General features: G+C 70.7%; 11 protein-coding genes. 5 read left to right on the top strand and 6 right to left on the bottom strand.

What is annotated here, in order from left to right:
* Window positions 1-269 precede the first annotated feature (269 nt).
* Window positions 270-923, top strand: a complete 654-nt coding sequence (locus tag ACWCP6_RS32655) for a bifunctional DNA primase/polymerase (RefSeq protein WP_450936228.1) — start codon at window positions 270-272, stop codon at window positions 921-923.
* A gap of 424 nt (window positions 924-1347) precedes the next feature.
* Here the strand turns inward: ACWCP6_RS32655 and ftsY are convergent, their stop codons facing one another.
* A complete protein-coding gene (gene ftsY, locus ACWCP6_RS32650; protein WP_450936227.1) occupies window positions 1348-2562 on the bottom strand; it encodes a signal recognition particle-docking protein FtsY in 1215 nt (404 codons plus the stop codon).
* A 221-nt stretch (window positions 2563-2783) separates the two neighbouring features.
* On the opposite strand from ftsY, the gene ACWCP6_RS32645 reads away from it, so the two are divergent.
* Together ACWCP6_RS32645 and ACWCP6_RS32640 are read left to right on the top strand one after the other, a co-directional pair.
* The gene (locus ACWCP6_RS32645; protein WP_450936226.1) at window positions 2784-4256 is read left to right on the top strand and encodes a cytosine permease; all 1473 of its coding nucleotides are present in this window, start codon (window positions 2784-2786) and stop codon (window positions 4254-4256) included.
* A 75-nt stretch (window positions 4257-4331) separates the two neighbouring features.
* Entirely contained in the window at window positions 4332-5405 is a 1074-nt protein-coding gene (locus tag ACWCP6_RS32640) for an LLM class flavin-dependent oxidoreductase (RefSeq protein ID WP_450936225.1), read from the top strand.
* Here ACWCP6_RS32640 and ACWCP6_RS32635 read toward each other — a convergent pair.
* Genes ACWCP6_RS32635 through ACWCP6_RS32625 form a run of 3 tightly spaced genes read right to left on the bottom strand, consistent with a single transcriptional unit; the run spans window position 5321 to window position 7606 of the window.
* On the bottom strand, window positions 5321-5548 hold the full coding sequence (locus tag ACWCP6_RS32635; protein WP_450936224.1) for a non-oxidative hydroxyarylic acid decarboxylases subunit D: 228 nt from the start codon (window positions 5546-5548) through the stop codon (window positions 5321-5323). The genes ACWCP6_RS32640 and ACWCP6_RS32635 overlap by 85 nt on opposite strands.
* 20 nt (window positions 5549-5568) lie before the next feature.
* Window positions 5569-6993 carry a non-oxidative hydroxyarylic acid decarboxylases subunit C gene (locus tag ACWCP6_RS32630; RefSeq protein ID WP_450936223.1) on the bottom strand — a complete coding sequence of 475 codons (1425 nt, stop codon included), beginning with the start codon at window positions 6991-6993 and terminating at the stop codon, window positions 5569-5571.
* Window positions 6994-7006: 13 nt separating this feature from the next.
* A complete protein-coding gene (locus tag ACWCP6_RS32625) occupies window positions 7007-7606 on the bottom strand; it encodes a UbiX family flavin prenyltransferase (protein ID WP_450936262.1) in 600 nt (199 codons plus the stop codon).
* A gap of 82 nt (window positions 7607-7688) precedes the next feature.
* On the opposite strand from ACWCP6_RS32625, the gene ACWCP6_RS32620 reads away from it, so the two are divergent.
* The gene (locus ACWCP6_RS32620; protein ID WP_450936222.1) at window positions 7689-8606 is read left to right on the top strand and encodes a helix-turn-helix domain-containing protein; all 918 of its coding nucleotides are present in this window, start codon (window positions 7689-7691) and stop codon (window positions 8604-8606) included.
* A 120-nt stretch (window positions 8607-8726) separates the two neighbouring features.
* Window positions 8727-10217, top strand: coding sequence for an MFS transporter (locus ACWCP6_RS32615; RefSeq protein ID WP_450936221.1), 1491 nt, complete (start codon window positions 8727-8729; stop codon window positions 10215-10217).
* Between the two features lie 97 nt (window positions 10218-10314).
* On the opposite strand, the gene ACWCP6_RS32610 is transcribed toward ACWCP6_RS32615, so the two are convergent.
* Window positions 10315-11733: a sugar porter family MFS transporter gene (locus ACWCP6_RS32610; protein WP_450936220.1), complete on the bottom strand. Its 1419-nt coding sequence runs from the start codon at window positions 11731-11733 to the stop codon at window positions 10315-10317.
* Window positions 11734-11967: 234 nt separating this feature from the next.
* Window positions 11968-12268, bottom strand: a 301-nt coding sequence (locus ACWCP6_RS32605; protein ID WP_450936219.1) for an AAA family ATPase, incomplete at its 5' end; no start/stop codon positions are given.

Genomic DNA, 12268 nt, shown 5'->3' with positions numbered 1-12268 from the left:
TCACTGCCCCGGCGAGGGCGATTGCGGAAACGCCACCATTCGCCACCCCTTCCAACGAGCCGGTTGCCGACTCCACACGATTCACTTGACACGGATCGACCACTGGAAGGCGGGACGGTGCACGCCGGGGCGTGCGACGTCCGGCGCACCACCACGACCGCCCCCGGACGCCGCCACGACCGGTCGGTGCCGGGGAATGCCTGGACACGGAGCGTCATGGTCCGCATCCGCGCCGTAACCACCGGTGCATCGGACCCGTTGGAGGGGGCATGGGCTTCACGATCGGCGGCATCCGCGAGATGCGGTCCGGCTCACGCAGGCGGGGCCGCATCGCTGAGTGCACCACGGTGGCGGAGTTCACCGGGCTCTGGGGCTGGGACGTGGTGCCCGGTGCGCGGGCGTCCGAGGGCGTCTGCTCCTGCGGCCGTTCCGCCTGCCCGTCCCCCGGCGCGCATCCGCTGGACTTCGCCCCGGCCGTCCCCGCGGGCGCCACGCTCGACGAGGTCGCGCAGGCGTGGGGCGAGTTCCCCGGTGCCTCGGTGATGCTGCCCGTGGGGCGCGCCTTCGACGTGATCGAGGTGGCGGAGGCGGCGGGCCGGCGGGCCCTGGTACGGCTGGAGCGGATGGGACTGCCGCTGGGGCCGGTCGCGGTGACGCCGGAGGGCCGTGCCCATTTCTTCGTCGCCCCGGGCGCCGCCACCGGGCTCCCCCTGCTCCTGTACCGCATGGGCTGGGACGACGCCACGCTCGACCTGCACGGACTCGGCCCGGGCGACCACATCACCGCCCCGCCGTCGGACCGTGCCGGCCTGGGCCCGGTCCGCTGGCTGCGCGCCCCCGCCCTGGACACCGCGACGAACCCGCCCGAGGCGCGACTGGTGCTGGGCACCCTGGCATACGTCGCTCATCGCTCCCGGGCCTGACGCCCCCGGGCCCCAGGCCCCCCATGCCGGGGAGCTCCCCCGGTCCCGCCCCTTCCCGGGACCGGGGCTCCGGCCCTCCCTCGGGACTGCGGCCACTCCTGGAGGCTCCGAGCCTCCCCCGGAACTGCGGCCGTCCCCCAGAGCTCCGGCCCTTCCTCGGGACTGCGGCGTCGGCGCGTCCGTCTCCGGAGACGACTCGGCCTCCGGCCCATGCAGGCGTGCACGCCGACCCAGGATGCCGAAAGCGCGGCCATCCGGTCCGGCCCATGCAGGCTCGCCCGCCGCTCCGAGAGGCCGGGAGCGCGGCCACCCCGTCCGGCCCGAGGCCGAGCACCGGCCGAGGAGAAGCGCCGGGACCGGACAGCAAGAGGGCCCGCCGCACATCGTGCGACGGGCCCCGGTCATGAGGAGAGGAGGGGCGACGTCAGTCGCCGATCAGCGCGTCCACGAACGCCTCGGGCTCGAACGGCGCCAGGTCGTCCGCGCCCTCGCCCAGGCCCACCAGCTTCACCGGCACGCCCAGCTCGCGCTGGACGGCGACCACGATGCCGCCCTTGGCCGTGCCGTCGAGCTTGGTGAGCACGATGCCGCTGATGTCGACGACCTCGGCGAACACACGGGCCTGCACCAGACCGTTCTGCCCGGTCGTGGCGTCGAGCACGAGCAGCACCTCGTCCAGCGGGGCGTGCTTCTCGACGACGCGCTTGACCTTGCCGAGCTCGTCCATGAGGCCGGTCTTGGTGTGGAGGCGGCCGGCGGTGTCGACGAGGACGACGTCGGCGCCCGCCTCGATGCCCTCCTTGACGGCGTCGAAGGCGATCGACGCCGGGTCGCCGCCCTCGGGCCCGCGCACGGTGCGGGCACCCACGCGCTCGCCCCAGGTCTGCAGCTGGTCGGCGGCCGCCGCGCGGAACGTATCTGCGGCGCCCAGCACGACGGACTTGCCGTCGGCGACCAGAACCCGGGCGAGCTTGCCGGTGGTGGTGGTCTTCCCGGTGCCGTTGACGCCGACGACCATCACGATGCCGGGTGTGTCGAGATCCGACTCGGTGTGCACCGTGCGGTCCATGTCGGTGCCGACGAGGTGCAGCAGCTCCTCCCGGAGCAGCCCGCGCAGCTCGTCCGGCGTGCGGGTACCGAGCACCTTCACGCGCTCGCGCAGCCGCTCGACCAGCTCCTGGGTGGGGGCGACGCCGACGTCGGCGGTGAGGAGGGTGTCCTCGATCTCCTCCCAGGTGTCGTCGTCCAGGTGCTCCCGCGACAGCAGCGTGAGCAGACCCTTTCCGAGCGCGTTCTGCGAGCGGGAGAGCCGGGCGCGCAGCCGCACGAGGCGGCCGGCGGCCGGCTCCGGGATCTCGATCTCGGGAGCGGCCGGGGGGAGCTCCTCGACCACGATGGGGGCGGACGGCTCCGGCTCGACGAGCGGGAGGTCCACTTCTTCGATGGTGCGCCGCGGCTCGTCGCGCGGCTTCTCGGCCTCCTCGCCGACCTGCGGCTCGGCGGGAGGAGCGGTGATGGTGGGCGTGGTGGTGGGCGCCTGCGGGGGGAGCTGCTTCCTCTTGCGGCTGCCGACCACAAGCCCGCCGAGCGCACCGACCACGACCACGGCGATGACTACAGCAAGGATGACGATGTCCATAACGCACCCAGTATCGGCCATGGGGGCGCCGGGGGCCCCGATTGGATGTTCCTCCGAAGGACATAGGTCGCCAGGAGGAACCAGTCGGACTAAACTCCACTGGAGCACTCGCGTCAACGCGCGTAGAGTCCCCTTCGCATGATCCCCACCGGCTTCCTCCCCGCGGCCTCAAGGGCGTGGGCGGTACCCCCAGAGCCGAGCGAGAGGCAATACCCACCCCCATGAGCACCACCGCAGAAAACGAAGGCGCCGTCGACAGCGCACTCGAGACCCGCGGCATCGAGCCTGTCCCCCACACCGAGCGGCACGCCAGGACCCGGGAGCTCTTCCCCACCTGGGTGGCCGCCAACATCAGCGTCCTGCTGCTCACCATGGGCGCCGGTCTTGTCGTCACCAACGGCCTGAACTTCTGGCAGGCCCTGGTCGTCGCCCTCGTCTCGCCGCTCCTCAGTTACGGCCTGGTCGGCCTGATATCCATCGCCGGCAAGCGCGGTGGCGCCCCCGGCATGACGCTCTCGCGCGCCGTCTTCGGCCAGCGCGGCAACCTGTTCCCCGGCGCCCTCATCTGGGTCGCGCGCTGGGGCTGGGAGACGATCAACGCGGTCACGGGCGCGTACGCGATCATCACCGTGCTCGACATCTGCTTCGGCATCAGAAGCAGCACGGCGCTGACGATCGTCACGCTGGTCGGCTTCGTCGCCCTCACGTTCGTCATCAGCGGTCTGGGCCGCAAGGTCCTCAACATCTGCAGCACCTGGTCGACGTATCTCTTCGGCGCCTTCAGCGTCCTCGTCCTGGCCTACCTGCTCGCCAACACCGACTGGCACGCCGTGTTCGCCCGGCCGGCCGGCACCACGGCCATGATGGTCGCGGGCGTCGGCACGATCGCCGCCGGCGGCATCAGCTGGGTGCCCGCGGCCCCGGACTTCACGCGCTATCTGCCGCGCACCGCCTCCAGCCGGGCGCTCGTGGGGCACGCCGTCGGCGGCGCCGGCATCGTGGTCGTCCCGATGGTGCTGATGGGCGCGGTCATGGCGGTCTCCACGCCGGACCTGTCGTCGGCCGCCGACCCGGTGTCGTTCCTGGGCGAGCTGCTGCCGACCTGGATCGCCGTGCCGTATCTGCTGATGGCCGTCATCGGCATGCTGCTGATCAACTCGATGTCGATGTACTCCGCGGGCTTCACGGCGCAGACCCTCGGGATCAAGGTTCCGCGCGCATGGGCGGTCAGCGTCAACGCCGTCATCAGCCTGGTCTTCGGCTATCTGCTGATGAACGTCGCGACGAGCTTCATGGGTTCGTTCATCTCCTTCCTCACCCTGCTCGCGGTGGCCTTCTCGGCCTGGATCGGCGTCTTCGGCATCGACATGCTCCGCCGCAGGTCGTACGACGCCGAGGCCCTGATGGACACCGGCCGCACCAGCGCCTACTGGTACCGGGCGGGCTTCGCCTGGCAGGCCATGACCGCCTGGGGTGTCGCCCTGGTGGCGGGGCTGCTGTTCACCAGGGTCGACTGGTTCAGCGGCCCGCTCGCCACGTCCTGGGTCGGCCGCAACGGCCTGGGCTGGCTGGCCACGATCGTGATCGCGGGCGCGCTCTACGCGGTGCTGCCCAAGGTGGCGCTCCTGCCGTCGGAGACGGCCGAGGACGGGGCCGCCGACGCGGAGGCGCCCACCGAGCTGGTCTCGGTCTGACGCCGGGCCTACCCATCTGACGCGACGTCAGCTAACGTCCCCCTTCGCCACCCACGGTGAAGGGGGACGTCCCGCATGCCGGTCACGGTCGTACGTTTCAACCTCGTCGATCCCGACGCGACGCCCCACTCGCTGAGCGCCCGCTACAAGGCCGCCGTGGAGATGGCCGCGTACGCCGACGACCGCGGTCTGTCCACGGTGCAGACCGAGGAGCACCACGGCGTCGCCGACAACTGGCTGCCCTCCCCCTTCGCCTTCGCCGGCGCGGTGTTCGGCGCGACCCGGCGCATCGCGGTCACCGTCTCGGCGGTGATCGGACCGCTGCACGACCCCCTGCGGCTCGCCGAGGACATCGCCGTCCTCGACCTGCTGAGCGGCGGGCGTCTGGTGACGGTGGCCGGAATCGGCTACCGGCCCGAGGAGTACGCGGCGTTCGACGTCGAGTGGAAGCGGCGGGGACGCCTCCAGGACGAGGTGCTGGAGACGCTGCTCACGGCATGGAAGGGCGAGCCCTTCGCCTACCGCGGGCGGACGGTGCGGGTGACCCCGCGCCCGTTCACCCGGCCGCATCCCCTGCTCCTGGTCGGGGGTTCCTCGCAGGCCGCGGCCCGCCGCGCCGCCCGGCTCGGGCTGCCGTTCTTCCCGAGCGCCCATCTGCCCGAACTGGAGACGTACTACCGCGAACGGCTCGCCGAGTACGGCACCGAGGGATGGACGATGATGCCGGCGGCCGAGACGCCGCTGCTGCACATCGCCGAGGACCCGGACCGGGTGTGGGCCGAGTACGGAAAGCACTTCCTGCACGAGGCACGCACCTACGCCTCCTGGCAGTCGAACGACATACGTTCGGCCGTGCGTTCGGCGGCGACGACGGTCGAGGAGCTGCGGGCCGAGGGTGTCTACCGGGTCGTCACGCCGGACGACTGCCTCGCACTCGGCGCCGACAGCCTGGTCCTCCACCCGCTCTGCGGGGGCATGCCGGTGGACGAGGGCTGGCGCAGCCTCCATCTGTTCGCGGAACGTGTGCTGCCGGGGCTCCCGGACCGGACACCCCCTGGACCGGCTCAGCCGGCCCCCAGCGGCGGGACGGCCGGGACCTCCGGGGCCCCGTCGACGGCCGCGGCGGTCAGCCGGAACTCCGGCGGATAGTCCTCGCGCCGGGTTCGGCGGGCCGGTTCGGTGGTGCGCCACATGTAGAGGCAGCGGGCGCACTGGAGCACGTCCCACGCGCCGGGGACCGGTGCCGTGGTGACGCGCTCGATCGTGCCGTACGTGCAGCGGGGGCAGATCACGGTGACTCCTCGGGGCGGGTTCAGCGGGCGGTCGTCAAGGACTTCAGGCGCTCGGTCCAGGCCCTGGTCTCCGGCAGGTCGCGGACCGGGGTGCTGAAATTCCCGCGGTCGTCCGGGGCGACGGGGGTCGTGGCGTCGATGATCATCTTGCTGGTGATGCCGACCGGGAATGCGGCGGGCGCCAGTTCCGTGACGGAGAGGTTCGGGACGACGACCACGTCGACCGCCGGATCGACCTTGCACGACATCGCCCACATCACCTGCGGCAGGTCGAAGGGGTCGATGTCCTCGTCGACCACGATCACCTGACCCACATAGCCGAGTCCGTGCGGAGTGGTCATCGCGCGCATGCCGACCGCCCTCGCGAAGCCGCCGTAGCGCTTCTTCGTGGAGATGATCACCAGGAGGCCGTGGGTGTACATCGCGTTGACCGCCTGCACCTCGGGGAACTCGGCCCGCAGCTGCTTCAGCAGCGGGACACAGGTGTTCGGTCCGACGAGGTAGTCCACCTCCGTCCACGGTTTGCCCGGATAGAGCGACTCGAAGACCGGGTCCGTGCGGTGGGAGATCCGGTCGATGCGGATCACCGGCATGCGTCGGCCGCCGGAGTAGTGGCCGGTGAACTCGCCGAAGGGGCCCTCGAAGCGGCGCTTCCCGCCCTCGATCACCCCTTCGATGACGACTTCGGAGCCCCACGGGACATCGAGACCGGTCAGCGGGGCCGTCGCGAGGGGCACGGGCGCACCGCGCAGGGCACCGGCCATCTCGTACTCGGACTGGTCGTAACCCAGCGGCATGCCCGCCGCCATGGCCATCACCGGGTCGTTGCCCAGGGCGATCGCGACGGGCAGGTCCTGTCCGAGGCTCTCCGCCGCGTGCAGATGCCGGGCGACGTCGTGCATGGGGACCGGCTGGACGGCGAGCCGGTCCCGGCCGACGGCCTGGAGCCGGTAGGTGCCGACATTCTGTTTGCCGAAGTCGTCGGGGTCGCGCGGGTCGCGCGAGACCACGGCGGCCTTGTCGAGGTAGAAGCCGCCGTCGCCGTCGTTGAGCCGGAACAGCGGGAGGACCGCGAAGAGGTCGACGTCGGCGCCCGCCACGGTGTTCTCGCGCCACGGCGCGTCCTCGCGACGCTCGGGCGCGACCGGGAAGTCGTCCCAGCGGCGCGCGAACTCCTCGACCTGGTCCCTGACCGGGGTGCCCGGGGGCAGTCCGAGGGCGAGCGCGTGGTTGCGCCAGGACCCGTGCACGTTCATGACGATCCGGGCGTCGTGGAAGCCGGTCACGTTGTCGAAGTACAGGGCGGGGGCCCCTTCGCCGATCCGGCCCGCCGCGTTGGCGGCCGCGGCCAGGTCGGGTTCCGGCAGGACCTCGTCACGGATGTGCAGCAGCCGGCCTTCCTTCCGCAGCGTGTCCAGAAAGCCGCGCAGGTCGTCGTACGCCATGGGGGTGTCCCTTCTATCGGACGGCGGGGCGGAAGGGCGCGGTCCGGGCGGCGCGCATGCCCTCCCAGCGCCGGGCGGCGGGGGCGGGCAGCGCCACCTGGTCGAGGACGCGCGCCACGATGTGGTCGACGATGTCCTCGACCGAGGCGGGATGGTTGTAAAAAGCGGGCACGGGCGGCACGATCTGCACGCCCTTGCGCGCCAGGTCGAGCATGTTCTCCAGATGGATCTCGCCGAGCGGTGTCTCGCGCGGTACGAGCACCAGGGGGCGGCGTTCCTTGAGCACCACGTCGGCGGCGCGGCCGATGAGACCGTCGGCGTAGCCCGCGCGGATCCCGGCCAGCGTCTTCATGGAGCACGGCACGATCACCATGCCGTCGGTCCGGAACGAGCCCGACGCGACGGTCGCGCCCTGGTCCTCGGGGCCGTGTACGACGTCGGCGAGGTCCGCGACATCGCGGGCGCCGAGGCCGGTCTCCAGCTCGATGGTGGTCCGCGCCCAGCGGCTGAGGACCAGATGCGTCTCCACCTCCGGCAGCCCGGCGAGCAGCCGCAGCAGCCGCACGCCGAGCACGGCACCGGTGGCTCCCGTCATGGCGACGATCAGCCGCACGTCGATCACCTCCTCGCTCGCCCCCCTCGCTTCCGACGCTAGGGGCGGCCCGGCGGGCGGCGGGGTAATCTGAGGACCAGCCATGGGAAAAAAGCGACAGCTCTCCGTCACCGATGTGTCGTACCGGCCTTCGCTGGGCGCACCCATCGGGATGGACGTCCTCGACTTCGCCGAACTGGCCACGCGCGGAGACCGCCGGGGACTGAATCTGTCGGCGCCGCTCCGGCCCTCCTTCCACCATCTGATCCACGTCCGGCGGGGCCCCGTGCGGCACACAGTGGACTTCCGGGAGCACACCCTGGAGTCGGGTTCCTGGCTCTGGGTGCAGGCAGGCCAGGTCCACCAGTACGTGCCCGGCGATCACGCGGCGGCGCGGGGCACCATCGTCATCTGGCAGCCCGGCTTCGTCGCCGCCGAGCCCTTCCAGGAGGGCTCCCCGGTGCTGCTCAGCGGCCCGCACTCCCGCTCCGCCGGTCTCGCACTGCGCCATCTCGTCCACGAGTACGGCGACCTGACGTCCCTCCCCCTCGACGCGCACATCGAGACGCTGCGGCACCTCCTCACCGTCCTGCTGCTGCGGCTGGCCCACGCCTGCCCCGCCGCCCCCGAGCCGGCCGGGTCCGCCGGTGACGTCTTCCGCAGCTTCCGCGCCGCCGTCGAACGCGACTTCGCCGACTCCCACCAGGTCGGCGACTACGCCGCCGCCCTCGGCTACAGCGTGCGAACCCTGACCCGTGCCACCCGGGCCGCGACGGGATCCACCGCCAAGCGGTACCTGGACGCCCGCATCCTGCTGGAGGCCAGGAGGCTCCTGGTCCACACCGACGCCACGTCCGCGGAGATATCCCGCGAGCTGGGCTTCCCCGACCCCAGTGACTTCACCAAGTTCTTCCGCAAGCGCGACGGTGCGACACCGCTCCGCTTCCGTGAGACGGCGAGGGGGCGGACACCGGGGACGATCCCCGGCCCGGCATCCGGCGAGCAGGTCCCCGGGGCGTGAACGGCCCTGTGTCCTCGGGGGTGTGACGGTCCCTGTCCTCGGGGGCGTAAAGCCCCAGGACCGGGGCACTGTGCATGGGGCCGGACGGGGTCACCCGCCGGGCCCGAGGGAGAGGGAGCCATGTCTGGATCAGCGTCGCCGGGCTCAGCGCCCGCCACCACCGGAACCGTCACCACGGACGTGCCGGCCCGTCTCGACCGCCTCCCCTGGTCGCGCTGGCACTGGATGATCGTCATCGGACTGGGAACCGTCTGGATCCTGGACGGCCTGGAGGTCACCACCGTCGGGAACATCGCCGGCCGCCTCTCCGAGCCGGACAGCGGTCTGCCCATCAGCTCGGCCCAGGTCACCGGCGTCGCCGCGGCGCTGTACGTGGCGGGCGCCTGCCTCGGGGCGCTGTTCTTCGGCTGGCTCACCGACCGCTTCGGCCGCAAGAAGCTCTTCATGGTGACCCTGGCGGTCTACCTCTCGGCGACCGCGCTGACCGCCCTGTCCTTCCAGCCCTGGTGGTTCTTCACCTTCCGGTTCCTCACCGGCTTCGGCATCGGCGGCGAGTACGCGGCCATCAACTCGGCGATCGACGAGCTGATCCCGGCCAAGTACCGCGGCCGCGTGGACCTGATCATCAACGGCAGCTACTGGCTCGGCGCGATCGGCGGCGCCCTGCTGTCCATCGTGATGCTGGACACCGGGATCTTCCCCGCGAACATCGGCTGGCGGCTCACCTTCGCGCTCGGCGTCGTCCTCGGTCTGGTGATCCTCCTGGTCAGGCGGCACGTTCCGGAGAGCCCGCGCTGGCAGTTCATCCACGGCCGCGGCGAGGACGCGGACGGACTGGTCTCGTCGGTGGAGCAGGAGATCGAGCAGGAGAAGGGCGTACGGCTGCCGCGTGCCGAGCGCACGATCACCGTGCACACCCGTAAGAGCATCGGGTTCGGCGTCATCGCCGGAACGGTCTTCCGGCGCTATCCCCGGCGGGCGGTCCTCGGACTGGCTCTCTTCATCGGCCAGGCGTTCCTGTACAACGCCATCACCTTCGGTTTCGGGGCCATCCTCACCAAGTTCTTCGGGGTGCCCACCGACGGGACCGGCTACTACTTCGCCGTCATCGCGGCCGGCAACTTCCTCGGCCCGCTGGTGCTCGGCAAGCTCTTCGACACCCTCGGCCGCCGGGTGATGATCTCCTCGACGTATCTGCTCTCGGGTCTGCTGCTCTTCGCCACGGCCTGGCTGTTCGACCGGGGATCGCTCAACGCCACAACGGTGACGGCCTGTTGGTGCGTGGTCCTGTTCTTCGCCTCGGCCGGTGCGTCGAGCGCGTACCTCACCGTCTCGGAGGTCTTCCCGCTGGAGACCCGGGCCATGGCCATCGCCTTCTTCTACGCGATCGGCACCGCAGCCGGCGGCATCAGCGGCCCCCTCGTCTTCGCCGACCTCACGCAGTCCGGCGTGGTCGGCGACACCGCGTTCGCCTTCCGGATCGGCGCGACGCTGATGTGCGCGTCCGGGCTTGTGGCCGCGGTCCTCGCGGTCAACGCGGAACGCCGCTCCCTGGAGGACGTCGCGGCGCCCCTGTCCGAGGCGCCGGCCGAGTCCGGCACCACGGGGTGACCGAGAGGGCAGCGGGAACGAAAGCACCGTCCGCCCCAGCCGGCGCAGTGGGCCGGCTGGGGCGGACGGACGAGGTGAGGAGAGGGGCAGCGGGGACTTAGCCCATCTCCTCCAACGCCTTGCCCTTGGTCTCCTTCACGAACTTGAGCACGAAGGGGATGGAGAGCGCGGCGAAGATCGTGTAGATCACGTACGTGCCGGAGAGGTTCCACTCGGCCAGCGAGGGGAAGCTCGCGGTGATCGCCCAGTTGGCGAGCCACTGGGCCGAGGCGGCCACACCGAGCGCGGCGGCACGGATCTTGTTGGGGAACATCTCGCCGAGGAAGACCCAGACGACGACGCCCCAGGACAGTGCGAAGAACAGGACGAACCAGTGGGCGGCGAGCAGGGCGACCCAGGCCTGCGTGGCGGGCAGCTTGCCGCCCACGAGGTCGTAGGAGAACGCCCAGGCCTCCAGCGCCAGACCGATGGCCATGCCGACCGAGCCGATCAGGGCGAGCGGCTTGCGGCCGACCCGGTCGACGAAGATCATCGCGATCACGGTGCCGATGATGTTGATGATCGACGTGGTGAACGAGTAGAAGAACGACTGCGTCGGGTCAACGCCGACGGACTGCCACAGCGTCGAGGAGTAGTAGAAGGCGACGTTGATGCCGACGAACTGCTGGAAGACGGAGAGCCCGATGCCGACCCAGACGATCGGCTTGAAGAAGAAGCTGCTGCCGAGCAGGTCCTTGAAGCTCGGCTTGTGCTCGCTGCGCAGCGCCTTCTCGATCTCGGCCATACGGTATTCGAGGTTGACGCCCTTGCCCTCGACCTCGCGCAGCACCTCACGCGCACGGGCGTCCTTGCCGACGGAGATCAGGTAGCGCGGCGACTCGGGGATCACGAAGGAGAGCAGACCGTAGAGGACGGCCGGGACGACCATGACGCCGAGCATGACCTGCCAGGCCTCCAGGCCCACCAGGTGGCCGCGCTGCTGGCCGCCGGCGGCGTTGAGGATGGCCCAGTTGACCAGCTGCGAAATGGCGATGCCGATCACGATCGCGGCCTGCTGGAAGGAGCCCAGGCGTCCGCGGTACGCGGCCGGGGCGACCTCGGCGATGTAGGCGGGGCCGATGACGGAGGCCATACCGATGGCGAAGCCGCCGACGATGCGCCAGAAGGCGAGGTCCCACAGCGCGAAGGGAAGGGCCGACCCGATGGCACTGATCGTGAAGAGGACGGACGCGATCTGCATACAGCGGATGCGGCCGATGCGGTCGGCTATCCGGCCGGCGGTCGCGGCGCCGACGGCGCAGCCGATCAGCGCGATCGCGATGACCTGGGCGAGTTCGGCGGGGCCGATGTTGTACCGGCTGCGGATGGCCTCGACGGCACCATTGATCACAGCGCTGTCGTAGCCGAAGAGGAAGCCACCCATGGCGGCGGACGCCGCGATGAAGATGACATGCCCCAGATGCTCGGGATGGGCTGTCCTGGCTCCGGAATCCGGCGCTTGCGCTGTGCTGGTCACGTGTTCTCCTCGGGCCGCCCCGGCCGCGTTGCCGGGGGTCGGGGGACTCTTCCAGTGGGGCACACCTTCATGCCGCCCACCACTTGAAGGTAAAAGCAACGTTGCAGAGACTATGCCTTCAAGTTTCTAAGTCAATAGGAGAAGCAGTGTGAGTTGGGACCAGGCGCCGCGGCACCTTGCGTTCAAGTATTGAACTAGTTGTGAAACTGGTGAGGCTGGTAGGGAGAGCCCGGCTCAGCGCAGCCGCTGACTGATGACCTTCGAGACGCCGTCACCCTGCATGGAGACGCCGTAGAGCGCGTCCGCGACCTCCATCGTGCGCTTCTGGTGCGTGATCACGATCAGCTGTGAGGCTTCCTGCAACTCCTGCATGATGCGGATCAGCCGCTGGAGGTTGGTGTCGTCGAGGGCGGCCTCGACCTCGTCCATCACATAGAACGGGCTGGGGCGGGCCTTGAAGATCGACACCAGCATGGCCACGGCGGTCAGCGACCTCTCACCGCCCGACAGCAGCGACAGCCGCTTGACCTTCTTG

The organism is Streptomyces sp. NPDC002004, assembly GCF_053593975.1.
The sequence above is the reverse complement of the archived record's forward strand: the minus strand, read 5'-3'. Positions and strand labels throughout refer to the sequence as shown.